Origin of the sequence: Micromonospora sp. WMMD998, assembly GCF_029581235.1 — a bacterium.
Lineage (GTDB): Bacteria > Actinomycetota > Actinomycetes > Mycobacteriales > Micromonosporaceae > Micromonospora.
The window spans coordinates 5,741,893-5,758,681 of the sequence record NZ_CP120740.1 but is presented as its reverse complement, the minus strand read 5'-3'; the positions used below and the strand labels follow the sequence as shown (position 1 = coordinate 5,758,681).

The following is a 16,789-nucleotide window of genomic DNA, read 5'->3' as shown; positions in this document are numbered from 1 at the left end:
ACGAGAGGGGCTCCCGTCATGACTGAACGATGGGTGATCCACCTGCCGGTCGTCGTGAACGACCTGCTGTCCGCCCAGCGGCTGGCCCGGGTGATCGCGCACTGGACGCACGTGCTGCCGCAGACCGAGCCCGGCGGAACCACGGTGTCCCCGGAGGACGACCAGAACGTACGTCACTGGGTTTTCTGCGACCGGCGGGTGGGGGACGGGCAGCGCTGCCGACTCCGGCCCGACCACGACGGCGCGTGCGCACGGCGGTTCCGGGTGCGCTGACCGCCGTCGGTGCGTCACGCCGGGGCACCTGACAAATGTCACGGGCGGAAGGTGACGGCCGCGCCAAGGCCCAGGACGCCGCAGGCCGGAGCATCGTTGGCATGACCGACACCGCACCGGCCGTCGAACTGGCCGGACTCACCAAGACCTTCGGCCCGGTGACCGCCGTCGACGGGCTCAGCCTGCGGATCACCCCGGGTGAGGTGGTGGCCTTCCTCGGGCCCAACGGCGCCGGCAAGACCACCACTGTCGACATGCTGCTCGGGCTGGCCCGCCCGGACGCCGGCACGGTCCACGTCTTCGGCGGCAGCCCGACCGACGCCGTCCGGCTCGGCCGGGTCGCCGCCGTGATGCAGACCGGCGGCCTGCTCAAGGACCTCACCGTCGCCGAGACGGTACGGATGACCGCGCACTTCTACGGCCACACCCGCCCGGTGACCGAGGTGCTGGAACGCGCCGGCATCGCCGACATCGCCGACCGGGCGGTGGGCAAGTGCTCCGGCGGCCAGCAGCAGCGGCTGCGGTTCGCGCTGGCGCTGCTGCCCGACCCGGACCTGATGCTGCTGGACGAGCCGACCACCGGCATGGACGTCGAGGGCCGTCGCGACTTCTGGCAGGCGATCCGGGCCGACGCCCGTTCCGGCCGGACCGTGCTGTTCGCCACCCACTACCTGGACGAGGCCGATGCGTACGCGGACCGGATCGTGCTGGTGCGGGCCGGTCGGGTGGTCGCCGACGGCACCACCGCCGAGATCAAGAACCTGGCCGCCGGCCGGATCGTCCGGGCCACCCTGCCCGGCGCCGACCAGGCCGCGCTCGCCGCGCTGCCCGGCGTCCGGTCCGTCGAGGTACGCGGCGACGCGATCCTCGTGCACAGCGAGGACTCCGACGTCGTCGCCCGGCACCTGCTGACCCGGACCGACGCCCGGGACCTGGAGATCACCTCACGCAACCTCGAGGACGCCTTCCTCGCCCTGACCGCCGCCTGACCGGGAGCCCTCGCCATGACCACCACGTCGCCCACGTCCACCTCGCCCACGCCCGTCCGGGCCGACCGCCGACCCCCCGCCCTGGGCGGCTTCTCCGCCGCCGTACTCGGCATCGAGATCCGCCGGGTGTTGCGCAACCGCCGCACGCTGATGTTCATCCTGGTCATGCCCGCGGTGTTCTTCCTCCTCTTCGGCCTGCCCTCGCGCGGCGAGAAGCTCGACAACGGCCTTCCGGTCACCGGCTGGATCATGATCAGCCTCGCCGTGTACGCGGCCATGGTGGCCACCACGAGCGCCGGCGCCGCCGTGGCCACCGAGCGGGCGTTGGGGTGGAGCCGGCAGTTGCGGTTGACCCCGCTGCGCCCCGCCGCGTACGTGGCGACGAAGGTGGCCACCGCGATGGTGCTCGGCCTGGCCGGCGTACTCGTGGAGTTCGTGGTCGGCGCCGCCTCCGGCGTCCGGCTGCCGGCGCACGTCTGGGTGGAGTCCGGCCTGACCGCCTGGATCGGCTCGCTCGTCTTCGCCGCGTTCGGCCTGTTCGTCGGCTACCTCGCCCCGGCCGAGAACGTCATGCAGTTCATGGGCCCGGCGCTGGCCATCCTGGCCATGCTCGGCGGCCTGTTCGTCCCGCTCGATCTGCTGCCCGACGTGATGCGGCAGATCGCCACGTTCACCCCGGTGTACGGGGTCGGTCAGCTCGCCCGCGCGCCGCTGACCGGCACCGGGGTGGACTGGGCGGCGGTCGGCAACGTCGCCGCCTGGACTGCCTTCTTCGGTCTGGGCGCCGCCCGCCTGTTCCGCCGCGACACCACCCGGGTCTGACCGGGGCGGCGGGCACTAGCGTGGTGGGCGTGACGTCGCCGAACGCCCCGGCCCGGCCGGTGAACCGTCGCCACTGGCGGTTCACCGGCTGGCTGCTGGCGGCGGTCTGGCTCTTCTTCCTCAACATCCCGTTCCTCACCGCGCTGCACCAGCCGGAGCTGTGGCGGCGGCTGCTCGGGCTCGGCTCCGTGATCGCCTTCGGCGTGGCGTACGTGCTGATCTTCGAGTGGGGTCGGGCCCGCCGGCAGCGGCACCTCCCGACCCCGGTCGGCCGGGCCCGGCTGCTGCTCGCGCTGCTGCTCGCGCTCGGCCTGGTCGGCATCCCGGGCACCGGCGGGGACTGGCTGACCACGCTCGTGTTCGTGGCCGCCGCCGCGGTGTTCCTGCTGCCGCCGGTGGAGTCCCTGATCGTGGTGGTGCTGGCCGCGGTGACCCCACCCGTCGCCTCGCACCTGGTGCCCGGCTGGGAGTCGGAGAGCACGGTCGTCTTCGCGGTGCTGCTCGCCTCGTTCGCCATGTTCGGGGTGAGCCGGCTGGCCCAACGCAACGGCGAGTTGCAGGCCGCGCAACAGGAGATCCACCGGCTCGCGGTGGCCGAGGAACGCGCCCGTACCGCCCGGGACCTGCACGACATCCTCGGCCACTCGCTGACCGTGGTGGCGGTGAAGGCCGAGCTGGCGGGCCGGCTGCTGGAGTTGGACCCGGCCCGGGCGGCCACCGAGATCGCCGACGTGGAGCGGCTGGCCCGGGAGGCGCTCGCCGACGTGCGGGGCACCGTCGGGGCGTACCGCGGGGTGGATCTGGCGTCCGAGTTGGCCGGCGCCCGGTCGGCGCTGGCCGCCGCCGGCGTCGCCGCGGAGCTGCCGGAGACGGTGCCGGCGCTGCCGGCGGACCTGGACGAGCTGTTCGGCTGGGCGGTCCGCGAGGGGGTGACGAACGTGGTGCGGCACAGCGGCGCGCGGCGGTGCGTCATCCGGGTGGAACCGGCGGCGGTGGAGGTGCGCGACGACGGCCGGGGGCCGGCCGGCGCGGCGCCGACGACCGGGCACGGGCTGGTCGGGCTGCGCGAGCGGGCGGATCGCCTCGACGCCACCGTGACCGTCGCCCGGGCGCCCGGGCGCGGATTCCTGCTCCGGGTCACGGCGCCGGAGACGAACGGGAGGGTACGCGGGTGACCGAGCCGATCAGGCTGCTGCTCGCCGACGACCAGGCGCTGGTCCGGGGCGCGCTGGCCGCGCTGCTGTCGCTGGAGCCGGACCTCACCGTGGTGGCCGAGGTGAGCCGCGGCGACGAGGTGGTGCCGGAGGCACGGCGTACCCGGCCCGACGTGGCGCTGCTCGACGTGGAGATGCCCGGCCTGGACGGGGTGGCGGCGACGGCGGCGCTCCGGGCCGCGCTGCCCGGCTGCCGGGTGCTCGTGGTGACCACCTTCGGCCGGCCCGGCTACCTGCGCCGGGCGATGGAGGCGGGCGCGAACGGGTTCGTGGTCAAGGACACCCCGGCCCGGCAGCTCGCCGACGCGGTCCGCCGGGTGCACGCCGGCCTGCGGGTGGTCGACCCGACGCTTGCCGCCGAGACGCTGGCGACCGGGGCGAGCCCGCTCACCGAGCGGGAGACGGAGGTGCTGCGGACGGCCCGGGGCGGCGGCACGGTGGCCGAGCTGGCGGCGACGCTGCACCTGTCCGAGGGCACGGTCCGTAACCATCTGTCGGCGGCCATCGGCAAGACCGGCGCTCGCAACCGCGCCGACGCGGTCCGGTTGGCCGAGGCCAACGGCTGGCTGCTGGGGTGAAAGGCGGGGGCCCCGCTTAACAGGTGCTTGTTAAGCGGGGCCCCCGCCTCTACCGAATGCGTTAAGCGGGGCCCCCGCCTTACAGGCGGTCGACGACGACGAAGCTGGTGCCGGGGACCAGTTCGGCGAGGAGTTGGCGTTGGGCGCTGCGGGTCAGCCGGATGCAGCCGTTCGTGACGTCCTCGCCGAGCGTGTCGTCGTTGTACCAGGTGTGCAGTCCGATGTGGGCGCCGCGCAGCCCGGTGGGCACCGCGTCCGGGTCGTCGGGGATCGCGCCGAGCGCGAAGATGTCGACCCCGCCGTAGACCTCCTCCGGGGGCGGCGTGCGGCCCAGCACGAAGGTGCGGCCGAGCGGGGTGAGCTGACCGGGCATGCCGAGGCTGACCGGCCAGGTGTGTACCGTCCGACCGTCCCGGCGCCAGGTGAGCCGGTGGGTGCGGCGTTCCACCACGATCTGGTCGCGTAGCACCACCGTGGTCCAGCCGCCGGCGGGCAGCCAGGCGATGGTGCGGTTGGCCGAGGGGAGCAGCACCGCGGTCCAGCCGACCCGGCGTTCCACGATCGGCACGGTCAGCCGGACGCCGCTGATGGTCGGCGCGAGGAACGCCAGCGGCCGGCCGCCGGGCGCGTCGTACGCGGCGATCTTGCGGTTCGGTCGGACCCCCTCGGGCAGCGGCCCGGTGTCGGCGGGGGACGGGTCGGCGGGGAAGCCGCGGGGCGCCGGATCGTAGGTGACCACCGGCAGGTCGGCCGGCGCGGGCGCGGCGGGTGGCACGGACTCCACGGGCGTCGGGCTGGCGGGCGCCGGGGTGGTCGGGCCGGCGACGACGGGCGTGGGCGGCGGGGCGCCGGTGAGGGCGTGGCCGACCAGCAGGGCGGTGGCCACCAGCAGCGGTACGCCGAGCGCGGCGAACAGCCAGCCGGACAGTCGCCGCCCAGAAATCTGGTCAAAAGGCACGAAAACGACTTTAACCGACCGGAGGCCCCCGCGCCGTGAACTGCGGTACGGGGGCCTCCGGACCGGGTCAGCTCAGCTTCGCGCCGACGTGGATGGCGATCGCGTCGTGCGCGTTGACGGTCGCGGCGAACCAGCCGGACGGGTCCACGGTGACCACCGGCCCGCTGCACGAGCCGTTGCGGAACGTGCCGTGGACGACGTCGCAGTAGCGCCCGGCCGGCAGCCCGGTGTAGTACGACCGGCCGCTGATCGCGAAGTCCTCGTCGTTGAGCGTCAGGTAGCCCTTGCCCGCCCGGCTGAACGCGATGTGCTGGTAGCCGTTGTCGTACCAGTTGGCGACCGCCGCGCCCTCCGTGGCGTTGCGGAAGCCGACCATGTTGGCGATCACCGGCCAGCGGTGCTCGCACTCCCAGCCGGAGTAGCAGGTGGTGTTGGTGATCCGGTTGCTGCCGTCCGAGGGCGGGCCCTGGTCCTTGTTGCTGAACGTGAAGCTCGACATCACCGCCGGGGTGCCGTACGGCCAGGCCAGCATGAAGGCGTTGGCGAGCGCGTACTCGCCGCGGTCGCGGTAGGTGAGCACGCCGCCGTCGCGCTGGGTGTCGTGGTTGTCGGTGAAGACCACCGCGGATCCGCCCGGCAGGTAGCCCCAGGACTCGCCGAAGGTCCTCAGGTACGCCAGGCGCTCGCTGGTGAACATCCGGGCCAGGTCCTTGCCGTAGCGGAACTCGTGCACGTCGCCGTTGCCGGTGTACTCGGTCGGCTGCACCGGCTCACCCGCGCCGTAGATGACCTCCTGCACCAGGTAGGCCGGGCGGGACAGCCGGGCCTTGATCGCCGCGATGTCGGCGGCCGGCATGTGCTTGCTGCCGTCCAGCCGGAACCCGTCGACGCCGAGCGAGAGCAGGTCGTTGAGGTACGCGGCCAGCCGGCCGCGGACGTAGTCCGACTCGGTCTTCAGGTCGGCGAGGTTCACCAGCTCGCAGTTCTGCACCTCGTACCGGTCGTGGTAGTTGGCGATGTCGTTGGTGCCGTTGCGCCCGCAGTAGTGGAAGTCCGCCGCGGAGTAGGTGCCCGGGTAGGTGTAGTGCCCGTACGACGTGCCGGCCCACCCGGTCCCGCCGTTGTCCTGGCCGGACATGTGGTTGACCACCGCGTCGACGATCACCTTGACGCCGGCGTTGTGGCAGGTGTTGACCATGGACTGGAACTGGGCGCGGGTGCCCTTGCGGGACTCGATCCGGTAGCTGACCGGCTGGTAGGACACCCACCACGGGCTGCTGTTCACGTGTTCCTGCGGCGGGGACACCTGGACGTAGCCGTAGCCGGCGGGGCCGAGCGTGCTCGTGCACTCGCTGGCCACCGAGGTCCAGTTCCACTCGAAGAGCTGGACGATGACCTTCTTGCCGCCGGCGGGGGAGGCGGCGGCCGGGGGTGCCGCCACGGTGGTCGGGACGAGCAGGCTCGCGGCCACGCCCAGGGCGAGCGCGGCGGCGCGGCATCGGCGTCGATGCATCAGGACTCCTGCGGGCGTCGGTGCCGACTTCTTGCAGTCGGCACTGAAATTTTCCGCAAGGTTACGAGCGTGTTGCACAACATGTCAATGCATGGGCATCCGTCGTTGCGTACGGCGCTACACGCGCGCCCGGTCGGGACGGTTCGAGGAATCGGTCGAGAAATTCGCCACCGGAGGTGATCCGTGCGGGCCGTCGCTCCGTACCTGAGTGGGGAGCAGGGTCGGCCGGTGGGGGCGCCGCCGCGAGACGATCGAGGAGCAGATGGGCCGGGCACAGCAGAACGAGAAGTCGACGACCGTCCGGACCACCACCAGTAGCCGTGGTGTCCGGACCATGTCGAAGTCCGCGATGGTGGCACTCGGCGCCTCCGCGCTCGGCCTGGTGTGGGCCGGTGTGGAGCTGGCCGGCGCCGGTGGCGTCATGTACTCGTACGGGTTCTTCTTCACCGAGTTCTTCGCCGGGGTGGTCGCCCTGGTGTCGCTCAGCCTCACCGTGATGCTGGGGCTGCTCGCCACCGACCGGCTGGTGCTGCTCATCCGGCACCGGGTGCTGCTCCAGTCGGCGCACCGCGCCACCGGCGTGCTCGGCGTGGCGGGGCTGGTGTTCCACGTCATCACCAAGATCGCGATCGGCCGGGCCGGTCCGACCGACGCGGTGGTGCCGTTCGTCGGCGGCAACGGCCTCTACGTCGGGCTGGGCACCGTCGCCGCGCTGCTGATGGTCGGCGTGCTCTGGACCGGCCTGATCCGGGTCCGGTTCGCCGGCGTCGGGCCGAAGTGGTTCTGGCGGTCGCTGCACTCGATGGCGTACGTGTCCTGGCCGTTCGCGCTCTTCCACGGGCTCAACGCCGGCCGGGCCGCGAAGAGCTGGGTGGTGCTCAGCTATCTCGCGTGCGTGCTGCTCGTGCTGGTGGCGCTGCTGGTGCGCCTCTCCGTCCACCTCGGCAAGCGCAGCCGCGAACAGCACCAGGCCGCCGCGCTGAACAAGGCGATGGCCGGCAAGGGCGAGGAACGTACCGGCGTGTTCGCGGCGCTGACCCGCAAGAAGGCCGCCGGCAAGGAGGAGAGCGGCGCCGGCAAGGGCCGCTGGGCCGAGACCACCACCACCTGGACCGCGCCGGCCGGCACCGCCCGGCAGCGCGACCCCGAGCGCTTCGCCGTACCCGTGGTGCCGGAGCCCGGGTCGCTGCGCGAACCGGTCCGCGCGGCCACCGCCCGGCGACGCGCCGAGGAACCGGCCGAGCCGGTCCGCCGCGCCCGGACCCAGGAGGCCCCGGCCGCGCCGCGCACGTCCCGGCGTCGCGACGACGACCGGGTGACCACCACGCGGGTACGCGACGACGAGCGCGAGCCGGCGCGCCGGAGCCGGGACTCCGAGCGGGTGTCCGCCGTCCGGCGCAACACCGGGGAACTGGAGCCGGTCGGCCGGCGGGACGAGGAACGGCCCCGCCGTCGCCGTCGCGACACCGAGGAACGGGTCAGCCGCCGGTCCGGGGCCGACGAGGACATGGCCGTGCAGTACTCCGCGCCGCCGGAGAGCGGTGGCCGGCACTCCGCCCCGCCGGACACCGGGGGCCGCCACTCCGCGCCGCCGGACAGCAGCCGGTACGCCACCGCGGCCGAGGTGGCCCGCTACTCCGCGCCGCCGCGCCCGAGCGACGAGGCGGAGGAGCCGTGGGACAGCCCGCGCCGCTGGGCGAGCGAGCCGATCTCGGCCGGTCCGATCTCAGCGGGCCCGATCTCCGGCACCCCGATCTCGGCCGAGCCGCGCAGCGGCGCCGGCCGGCGCTACCGGGACGAGGAGGACGTGCCGGAGGAGCCGGACTACTGGCGCCCGCCGGCCCGCTACGCCGCCGACGACGACGTCTTTGTCGACGACACCCCCACGCTCGTCGACCTCGCCTCCCGCCGGGCCATGCGCGCCACCAAGGAGACCCGCTCCGGCCGCCGCAAGAAGGCCGACGCGGACGCGGTCGACGGCGCGTACTGGGCCGGGCTGCGGGGTGAGGCCCGGTGATGCGGACGACCGTCCCGCCGGTCGCCTGCGTCGGGGAGCCCCGGCTCACCGCCGGGTTCTCCGAGTTCGGCCGGCTGGACCTGCTCGCGCACGAGGAGGTGCACGGCCCGATCGGCCCGATGGAGCCGGGCGCGTTGCTCCGGCTCGCCGAGGCCATCGACCTCAAGGGCAAGGGCGGGGCGGGCTTCCCGTTCGCCCGCAAGCTGCGCGCGGTGCTGGAGTCCTGCGAGCGGCAGGACCTCGCCGCCGTGGTGGTGGTCAACGCCACCGAGGGCGAGCCGGCGAGCTGGAAGGACAAGGTGCTGCTCACCCGGGCCCCGCACCTCATCCTGGACGGCGCCGCGCTCGCCGCGTTCGCGCTCGACGCCGAGGAGATCGTGATCGGGGTGGCCGACGACGACGTGGGCCGGCCCTCGCTGACCGAGGCGTTGCAGGAACGGCGGATGCCGGTGCCGACCACCATCGTCACCGTGCCGCACCGGTTCATCTCCGGCGAGGGCGGCGCGCTCGTCAACGGCATCAACGGGTTGCCGCACATCCCGCCCGGCACCAAGAAGCGGTCGAGCGACTCCGGCGTCAACGGGCTGCCCACCCTGCTCTCCAACGCCGAGACGTACTCCCAGCTCGCCATCGCCGCCCGGATCGGCCCGTACGAGTACGCGGCGCTCGGCACCGACGACGAGCCGGGCACGGTGCTGCTCACCGTCACCGGGTCGGCGAAACGGCCGGCCGTGGTGGAGTGCGCCGCCGGCACCCCGCTGCGCGAGATCCTCGACCTGTGCGAGGTGCCGCCCGGCCCGGGCATCCTGATGGGCGGCTACCACGGCAAGTGGATCACCGCCGAGGCGGCCGACCGGGCCGAGGTCTCCCGCAAGGGCCTCACCGCGGTCGGCGGGACGCTCGGCGCCGGCATCATCGTGCCGCTCGGCGCCGACACCTGCCCGCTCGGCGAGGCCGCCCAGGTGGTCCGCTACCTGGCCGGCGAGTCCGCCGGGCAGTGCGGCCCGTGCAAGATGGGCCTGCCCGACCTGGCCCGCTCCGTCGACCTCGCGGTCTCCGGCAGCGCGCCGATCGAGCTGGTCCGGGCCGCGGCCGGCGACGTCAAGGGACGCGGCGCGTGCAGCCACCCCGACGGCACCGCCCGGTTCGCGTTGTCCGCCATGGAGGTGTTCGCCGACGACCTGCGGCTGCACGCCACCGGCGAGGGCTGCGGCAAGCGGGTCAAGGGCACGATGGGCCTGCCCGGCTCGCCCGACGGCAACCCGCAGAAACTCACCCTCGACTGGTCCCGCTGCGACGGCCACGGGCTCTGCGCGCACGTGGTGCCGGACTTCATCCGGCTCGACGGCAACGGCTACCCGGCCTTCCCGCCCACCCCGGTGCCGACCTGGCTGCGCGAGGGCGCGCTCAAGGCGGTCAAGGTCTGTCCCGAACTCGCGCTCCGGCTGGTCAAGTCCGACTAGCCGGCCACTCCAGGAGCCGCCGATGCCACCCCGTACCGTCCGACACCTCGGCGCCGCCACCGTGCTGGCCGCCACGCTCGCCGGCACGGCGGCCTGCGCGGTCGGCGCGGACCGGCCCGACGCGCCGGTGGACGCGGTGGCCGCCGCGCCCTCCGCCGCCGCGACCACCACCGGCCCGGCCGCGACCGCCTCGCCGGCCGCGCCGGCGACGGTCCCCACGGCGCTGTCGTTCGCCGGAAAGACCCTCGACGGTACGGCGTTCTCCGCCGCCGCCCTCGCCGGGCGGCCGGTCGTGCTCTGGTTCTGGGCGCCCTGGTGCGCCACGTGCGCCAGCCAGGCGTGGACCGTCGCCGAGATCGCCCCGAAGTACCGGGACACCGTGCCGATCGTCGGCGTCGCCGGGCTGGGCGAGCAGAAGGCGATGAAGGAGTTCGTCACCGAGTTCGACCTGGCCGGCACCCCGCAACTCGACGACCGGGCCGGCGCGGTGTGGCGCCGGTTCAAGGTGGTCGAGCAGAGCACGTTCGTGGTCCTCGACCGGGACGGCAAGGTGATCCACCAGGGCTTCCTGGACGGCGACGCGCTGACCCGGCAGGTCGAGACGCTGGCCCGGGGATGACCGGCGCGCTGCTGCTCGCGCTGACCGCCGGCATGCTCGGCGCGGTCAACCCGTGCGGCTTCGCGATGCTGCCCGCGTACCTGTCGTTGCTGGTGGCCGGCCCCGGCGACGGGCGCGCGGTCGGCCGGGCGCTCACCGCGACCGCCGGGCTGACTCTCGGGTACGCGCTCGTCTTCGGCGCGTTCGGGCTGGCCGTGGCCCCGGCCGCCGACTGGCTGCGCCCCAGGCTGCCCTGGCTGACCGTCACCCTCGGCGTGCTGCTGGCGCTGGCCGGCGTCTGGTTGCTCGCCGGCCGGCGGCTGCCCGCGCCGCGCCCGTTCACCACCGCGCCCCGGCTCACCCGCACCTGGCCGTCCATGACGCTGTTCGGCGCCGCGTACGCGCTCACGTCGCTCACCTGCGCGATCGCGCCGTTCCTGGCGATCGTGGTGACGAGCCTGCGGGCCGGTTCACCGCTGCGCGGGCTGGCGCTGTTCGGCGCGTACGCCCTCGGGATGGCCCTGGTGGTCGGCGTGGCCGCGCTCGCGGTGGCGTTGCTGCGCGGCCGGGTCGTGGCCCGGCTGCGCGGCGCCGGCGCGTGGGTGCCGCGCCTGAGCGGCCTGGTGCTGCTGGTCGCCGGCGGCTACGTCGCCTGGTACGGCTGGTACGAGGTGCGGCTGGCCCAGGGCCGGCACGACGCCTTCGGCGACCCGGTGGTGGTGGCCGCCGCCACCGTCCAGCAGGCGCTGGTACGCACGCTCGACAGCGCCGGCCCGGCGTTGCTCGCCGCGCTCGCGCTCGCGCTGCTCGCGCTGGTAAGGAGGGGCCCCCGCTTAACGTATTCGGTAGAGGAAGGGGCCCCGCTTAACACCACAGCCGACACCACGCCAGACGCACGACGGGGGCCGGCGGAACCGGCCCCCGTGCGTCAGGTGATCAGCGGGTCGGAGTGAGACGGTCGGTGCCGAGCTTGTCGCGCAGCACCTCCGGCACCACCACCGAGCCGTCGGGCTGCTGGCACTGCTCCAGGATGGCCGGGAACAGCCGGCTGGTGGCCAGCGCCGACCCGTTGAGGGTGTGCACGAACCGGGTCTGCTTGCCGCCCGGCTCGCGGTAGCGGATGGCCGCCCGGCGGGCCTGGTAGTCGCCGGCCCAGGACACCGACGACACCTCCTTGTACTTCCCGGTGCTCGGCATCCAGACCTCGACGTCGAGCGTCTTCTTCATCGAGGCGCTGGCGTCGTCGGCGGCCAGCAGGCTGGTCTGGAAGTGCAGGCCGAGCGCGTCGACCAGGCCCTCGACGTGACCCACCATCGCCTCCAGCGCGGCGTCGGCCTGCTCCGGCAGCGTGAACTGGAAGATCTCCACCTTGTTGAACTGGTGGCCGCGCACCGTGCCCCGCTCGTCGGAGTGCGAGCCGGCCGCCTCACGCCGGTAGCAGGGCGTGTAGGCGAACGCCTTCAGCGGCAGCTTCGACGTCTCCAGGATCTCGTCCTGGTAGGCGCCGAGGATCGCCGTCTCCGCCGTGGGCAGCAGGAACTGGCCGCGCGGGGCGGACTGCCGGTCCAGGTGGTAGACGTCGTCGTAGAACTTCGGGAACTGCCCGGCGGCGAAACCGGCGGTGTCCAGCAGCAGGTGCGGCGGGAGCAGGAACTCGTACCCGGCTTGGACGTTCCGCTCGATCAGCCAGTTGACGAGCGCCCACTCCAGGCGGGCGCCCAGGCCGGTGTACATCCAGAAGCCGGAGCCCCCGAGCTTCACGCCCCGCTCGTGGTCGACCAGGCCGAGCGCGCGGCTCAACTCCACGTGGTCGCGGACCTTCTCGATGGCCGGCGCCGCGCCGAACGTCCGCACCACCCGGTTGGCCTCCTTGCCGCCGGCGACCACGTCGTCGGCGGGCAGGTTGGGCAGCTCGCTCATCGCCGAGCGCAGCCGGGACTGCACCTCGTCGAGCTGGGACTCCAGCTCCGCGAGCTGCTTGCGCTCGGCCTCCGGGGCGACCGGCTGCGGCGTGGCGCCGGACCGCTTCGCCTCCGCGTACGCGCGCGCCTCGGCCTTGCGGCGCTGCCGCTCGGCGTCGATCTCCGTGATCAGGGCGCGTCGCTCCTGGTCGAGCCGCTGGACGTCGTCAAGCGCCCGGGTGACCTCGGCGGGATCCAGACGCTTCGCCAGCGCGGTCGCCACCGCCTCGCGATCCTTCCGGATCAACTCCATGTCGAGCATGCTGCTCGTACGCCTCCGTCCAGGCAGTCAGGTGGGACCCCAAGATGCTACCGTCGCCGCCCCGCCGGCCCGGGGCCGGACTACAGGCGCACCGGCATGAGGATGGAGAACGCACGCGCGTCGTCGGCCCGGCGCACCGCCAGCGGCGTGATCGGCCCGTCCAGCTCCAGCACGAGCTGGCCGCCGCCGGCGTCCAGCGCGTCGAGCAGGTACTCCCGGTTCAGCCCGACCCGCAGCCCACCATCCGCGCCACCGCCCGCGCCGTCCGGGCCGTCGGCGGCCCCGGCGGTGGTGGGGTCGACGAGCCGCAGCTCACCCCGGCCGTCCAGGCCGAGCGCGACCACCTCGTGCGCGACGCCGTCGTGCGTGCGGTGACATACCCGGACGCCGTCGGCGCGCAGCGCCGCGCGCAACGCCGCGCCGTCCACCGGGATGCGGTACGCGGGCGCGTCGCCGAGCTGCGTGCGTAGCAGCCGGCGGTAGTCCGGGAAGTCGTACGGCAGCGGGACGGCGGTCAGCGTACGGTCGGCCACGGAGAACGTCACCCGGTCCGCGACGACGGCTTCCACGGTGGCCGCGCCGGTGTCGAGCAGCGCGCGCAGCTCGTCCACGGCGGCCACCGGCAGCAGCGCGCCCACCGGCGGGCCGTCGACCGTGGCGTCGACCCGGGCCACCGCCAGCCGGTGCCGGTCGGTGGCGATCAGGTGTACGCCGTCCGGCTCGACCGTCAGCAGCACGCCGCTCAGGGCCGGCAGCTCCGGGTCGGTGCCGACGGCGAAGCGTACGGCGGCGACGGCGGCGGTCAGGTCGGTGCGGGACAGCACGAGGCGGGTGGTCACGACGGTCTCCTCCGGGTCGATCAGGCTACGGATCCGGGAGAGCTCGCGACGCGCGTCGGCGAGGCCGTCCTCCAGCCGGCGCAGGTGCGCGTCAAGCAGGCGGTGCACCTCGGCCGGATGGTGCCGGTGCCGCAGCGCCTCCGCGATGCCGGCCAGCGGCATGCCGACCCGGCGCAGCCCGGCCACCAGGCGGGCCGGAGCCACCTGGTCGCCGGTGTACCAGCGGTAGCCGGTCACCGGATCCACCCGGGCCGGCGGCAGCACGCCGCAGCGGTCGTAGAACCGCAGCGCGCTCACCGTCAACCCGCTGGCCCGGGCCAGCTCACCGATGCTGCGAAGCTCGCTCTCCACGGCCGTCATCCTGTGCCCTCCACCGGGTCGAGGGTCAACGTCCCAAGGTGTTAAGCGGGGGCCCCGCCTCTACCAAATGCGTTAAGCGGGGGCCCCGCCTTACCCCTCCAGCGTGCGGAAGGTGATGCCGGCGCGCACCAGGCGGTCCAGGAGCGCGTCGCCCATCGCGGCCACCGGGGTGAGCTGGCCGGCGGTCTCCGGCAGGTCGTCGAAGGCCAGGCAGAGCGCCGACTCGGCGAGCATCTTGGCGGTCTCGTCGTAGCCGGGGTCGCCGCCGGCCACCTCGGTCACCACCCGCCGGCCCCCGCCGGCGCCCACGAACCGCACCCGGAACCAGGACTTCGCCCGCTGTTCGGCGCTCGGCCCCTGCCCGGAGGCGAGCCGGCCGAGCAGCCACCGCCGGGTCGGCGGCAGCTTCACCAGCCCCATCACCCCGGCCAGCCCGACCCCGGCGACGAGCACCGTGGGCAGTCGCTTCAGCGCGGCGAAGTGCCGGTACCGGAAGTCCGGGCCGTACTCCGGGCGGGCCGCCGCCGACCGGCGGACGACCTGCGGGTCGATGGTGGGCAGCGGCACCGCCCACTGGCCGAACTCGGGTATCCGCCCGACCTTGCCCGGCACCGCGCGTACCCGCCGCCCGTCCGGTCGCGGCTCGACCGCCCGGCGGGCCTTCGCCGCCCGGCTCGTCTCGCCGGTGCGGGAGAACGCGGTGAGCGCCGAATGGTAGGTCCCGGCGGAGAACCGGCCGCCGGCCCGGACGTAGCCGTCCACGGTGACCGGCCCGTCCGTGGGGAGTTGCGTGACCGTGTACCAGACGCCCAGGTCGTGCGGGATCGAGTCGAAGCCGCAGGCGTGCACCAGGCGGGCCCCGGTGCGCACCGCCTCGGCGTGGTGCCGCACGTACATCAGGTCGACGAACTCCGGCTCACCGGTGATGTCGAGGTAGTCGGTGCCGGCGGCGGCGCAGGCGGCCACCAGCGGCTCGCCGTGGTGCACGTACGGGCCGACCGTGGTGGCGACCACCCGGGCGCTGTCCGCGACCGCCCGCAGCGACGCCGCGTCGGTCACGTCCGCGGTGAGCAGCGGCAGCTCGGCCAGCCCGGGATCGATCGCGGCCAGCCGGTCACGCACGGCGGCCAGCTTGGCCGGGTTGCGCCCGGCGAGCGCCCAGCGCAGCCGGTCCGGCGCGTGCCGGGCCAGGTACTCGGCGGTGAGGCCGCCGGTGAAGCCGGTGGCGCCGAACAGGACCAGGTCGTACGTGCGGTCGGTGGGCATCCGCCGAGTGTGCCATCCGCGCCGGCCGGGATCACGGGGTGAACGCCACCCGGACGCATCCGTCCGTCCGGTCGCGGAACAGCGCGTAGCCGTGCGCGCCCCGGTCCAGCGGCAGCCGGTGGGTGGCGAGGTGCTCGGTGACCAGCTCGCCCCGGGCCATCCGGTCCAGCAGCGCGGGGATGGCGTCCGGCCCGGCCCGGCTGCCGCCGCGTACGGCCAGGCCCTTGTCCGTCACCGCGCCGAGCGGGAACCGGTCCACGAACGGCGTCCCGCCGCCGAGCACCACCACCGTGCCGCCCTTGCGGCAGGCGTGCACCGCCTCGCGGAGCGCCACCCCGCCGTCCGGACCGGCCGACGGCCAGCGCGCCGGGGCCGACGGCGGGCCGGTCGCGTCCACGCAGACGTCCGGCCCCCGGCCGCCGCTGCGTTCCCGCAGCTCGGCGAGGACGTCCACGGACCGGTGGTGGAGCGGCTCGGCGCCGGTGTGCCGGGCGGCCATCCGCAGCCGGTCGTCGTGTTCGTCGACCACGAGCACGCGGGCCGCGCCGCGGTCCACGGCCGCCCCGGCGGTGAGCTGGCCGACCGCGCCCGCGCCCCAGACGGCCACCACGTCGCCCGGGCCGACGCCACCGACCTCCACCCCGTGCCAGCCGGCCGGCGCGGCGTCCGCGGCGAAGACCGCCCGGTCGTCGTCGACCTCCTCCGGGACGGCGTGCGCGCCGACGTCGGCGTAGGGCACCCGGACGTACTCGGCGTGGCCACCGGCGAAGCCGCCGAGGCGGGCGGGCCGGCCGTAGCACCCGGCGGCGGGCGGTCCCCACTCCGGCTCGGCCGCCGCGCCGCCGGTCCCGTTGTCGCAGCAGGCCAGCAACCCCTGCCGGCAGAACCAGCACGAACCGCAGGCGACCGCCGCGCCGACCACCACCCGGTCGGCGACCCGGTGCCGGCGTACGTCCGGCCCGACCTCGACCACCTCGCCGAGGAACTCGTGCCCGAGCACCTCGCCGGCCGCCGCCTCGGGCACCCGCCCGGCCAGCAACGGCAGGTCGCCGCCGCAGGTCACGCTGCGCCGCACCCGGACGATCACGTCGCGGGCGTTGCGCAGCTCCGGGTCGGGGACCTGGCGTACGGCGAGCGCGCCGGCGCCCTCCCAGCACAGCGCCCTCACCGCGCCGTCCCCGGGCGGTCGAGCGGCGAGCGGTCCGCCCGCAGCACCTCGCCGGTCTCCAGGAGCTGCCGGGTCTCCCGGAGCACCTGCCGCAGGAACCGGCCCGGGTCGTCGCCGACCAGGTGCGCGGCGAGCCCGGGCAGCGTCGGCGCCCCGCCCAGCGGGCGTACCGCCAGCTCGGTGCCGCGCCCGCCGGGGGCCGGGCGGGCCCACACCTCGACCGCGCCGTCGAGCCGGCGCAGCGGCTCGGGCCACCGCCCGGCCGGGAGCACCTGCTCGGGCCGCCCGGTCACGGTCACCACCTGCCAGCGCGCCGGCCGCGGGTCGGTCGCGGCCCGCCGCCGTACGAGGGCACGCGCGCCGCCGGCCACCACGGCGAGTACGCCGGCGGCAAGTCGTCCGGTCCGAGCCACAGGCCCTCCCGAGGTCGCGGTCACTCCGGGCGGCGGCCGGCGGTGCGCGCCGGCCTCCCGCGTCCCTCCACGGTCGCGGCGGCCCGGGTGACCCG

The 16,789-nt window shown here is 74.9% G+C and carries 16 protein-coding genes; 9 read left to right on the top strand and 7 right to left on the bottom strand.

What is annotated here, in order from left to right; all coding sequences use genetic code 11:
• The first annotated feature begins 18 nt into the window (after positions 1 to 18).
• The 5 genes from O7619_RS25885 (at position 19) to O7619_RS25865 (ending at position 3,876) form a co-directional block, all read left to right on the top strand.
• Positions 19 to 273, top strand: coding sequence for a hypothetical protein (locus O7619_RS25885; protein WP_282283949.1), 255 nt, complete (start codon positions 19 to 21; stop codon positions 271 to 273).
• A gap of 101 nt (positions 274 to 374) precedes the next feature.
• The gene (locus tag O7619_RS25880) at positions 375 to 1,262 is read left to right on the top strand and encodes an ABC transporter ATP-binding protein (protein WP_282283948.1); all 888 of its coding nucleotides are present in this window, start codon (positions 375 to 377) and stop codon (positions 1,260 to 1,262) included.
• 15 nt (positions 1,263 to 1,277) lie between these two features.
• Positions 1,278 to 2,084, top strand: coding sequence for an ABC transporter permease (locus O7619_RS25875; protein WP_282283947.1), 807 nt, complete (start codon positions 1,278 to 1,280; stop codon positions 2,082 to 2,084).
• Between the two features lie 29 nt (positions 2,085 to 2,113).
• Positions 2,114 to 3,259, top strand: a complete 1,146-nt coding sequence (locus O7619_RS25870; RefSeq protein WP_282283946.1) for a sensor histidine kinase — start codon at positions 2,114 to 2,116, stop codon at positions 3,257 to 3,259.
• On the top strand, positions 3,256 to 3,876 hold the full coding sequence (locus O7619_RS25865; RefSeq protein ID WP_282283944.1) for a response regulator transcription factor: 621 nt from the start codon (positions 3,256 to 3,258) through the stop codon (positions 3,874 to 3,876). The genes O7619_RS25870 and O7619_RS25865 overlap by 4 nt, the downstream gene beginning before the upstream one ends.
• A 79-nt stretch (positions 3,877 to 3,955) precedes the next feature.
• Here O7619_RS25865 and O7619_RS25860 read toward each other — a convergent pair whose 3' ends face one another.
• On the bottom strand, positions 3,956 to 4,834 hold the full coding sequence (locus tag O7619_RS25860; RefSeq protein ID WP_282283942.1) for a L,D-transpeptidase family protein: 879 nt from the start codon (positions 4,832 to 4,834) through the stop codon (positions 3,956 to 3,958).
• Between the two features lie 67 nt (positions 4,835 to 4,901).
• The gene (locus O7619_RS25855; RefSeq protein ID WP_282283941.1) at positions 4,902 to 6,347 is read right to left on the bottom strand and encodes an alpha-amylase family glycosyl hydrolase; all 1,446 of its coding nucleotides are present in this window, start codon (positions 6,345 to 6,347) and stop codon (positions 4,902 to 4,904) included.
• Positions 6,348 to 6,555: 208 nt separating this feature from the next.
• Here O7619_RS25855 and O7619_RS25850 point away from each other — a divergent pair, with 208 nt between their 5' ends.
• The 4 genes from O7619_RS25850 to O7619_RS25835 are packed head-to-tail and all read left to right on the top strand — an operon-like array spanning position 6,556 to position 11,378.
• On the top strand, positions 6,556 to 8,364 hold the full coding sequence (locus O7619_RS25850; RefSeq protein ID WP_282283939.1) for a hypothetical protein: 1,809 nt from the start codon (positions 6,556 to 6,558) through the stop codon (positions 8,362 to 8,364).
• Positions 8,361 to 9,827: an NADH-quinone oxidoreductase subunit NuoF family protein gene (locus tag O7619_RS25845; protein WP_282283938.1), complete on the top strand. Its 1,467-nt coding sequence runs from the start codon at positions 8,361 to 8,363 to the stop codon at positions 9,825 to 9,827. The genes O7619_RS25850 and O7619_RS25845 overlap by 4 nt, the downstream gene beginning before the upstream one ends.
• Before the next feature lie 22 nt (positions 9,828 to 9,849).
• The gene (locus O7619_RS25840) at positions 9,850 to 10,446 is read left to right on the top strand and encodes a redoxin domain-containing protein (protein ID WP_282283937.1); all 597 of its coding nucleotides are present in this window, start codon (positions 9,850 to 9,852) and stop codon (positions 10,444 to 10,446) included.
• Positions 10,443 to 11,378 (top strand): cytochrome c biogenesis CcdA family protein, encoded by a 936-nt coding sequence (locus O7619_RS25835; RefSeq protein WP_282283936.1) that lies wholly within the window; start codon positions 10,443 to 10,445, stop codon positions 11,376 to 11,378. The genes O7619_RS25840 and O7619_RS25835 overlap by 4 nt, the downstream gene beginning before the upstream one ends.
• On the opposite strand, the gene serS is transcribed toward O7619_RS25835, so the two are convergent.
• The 5 genes from serS to O7619_RS25810 form a co-directional block, all read right to left on the bottom strand.
• Entirely contained in the window at positions 11,362 to 12,648 is a 1,287-nt protein-coding gene (serS, locus tag O7619_RS25830) for a serine--tRNA ligase (protein WP_282283935.1), read from the bottom strand. The genes O7619_RS25835 and serS overlap by 17 nt on opposite strands.
• Before the next feature lie 80 nt (positions 12,649 to 12,728).
• Positions 12,729 to 13,847 carry a MerR family transcriptional regulator gene (locus O7619_RS25825; protein ID WP_282283933.1) on the bottom strand — a complete coding sequence of 373 codons (1,119 nt, stop codon included), beginning with the start codon at positions 13,845 to 13,847 and terminating at the stop codon, positions 12,729 to 12,731.
• 90 nt (positions 13,848 to 13,937) lie between these two features.
• On the bottom strand, positions 13,938 to 15,113 hold the full coding sequence (locus O7619_RS25820; RefSeq protein ID WP_282283931.1) for a saccharopine dehydrogenase NADP-binding domain-containing protein: 1,176 nt from the start codon (positions 15,111 to 15,113) through the stop codon (positions 13,938 to 13,940).
• A 31-nt stretch (positions 15,114 to 15,144) separates the two neighbouring features.
• Positions 15,145 to 16,281, bottom strand: a complete 1,137-nt coding sequence (locus tag O7619_RS25815) for an alcohol dehydrogenase catalytic domain-containing protein (protein WP_282283930.1) — start codon at positions 16,279 to 16,281, stop codon at positions 15,145 to 15,147.
• Entirely contained in the window at positions 16,278 to 16,694 is a 417-nt protein-coding gene (locus O7619_RS25810) for a hypothetical protein (RefSeq protein ID WP_282283929.1), read from the bottom strand. The genes O7619_RS25815 and O7619_RS25810 overlap by 4 nt, the downstream gene beginning before the upstream one ends.
• Between the last annotated feature and the right edge of the window lie 95 nt (positions 16,695 to 16,789).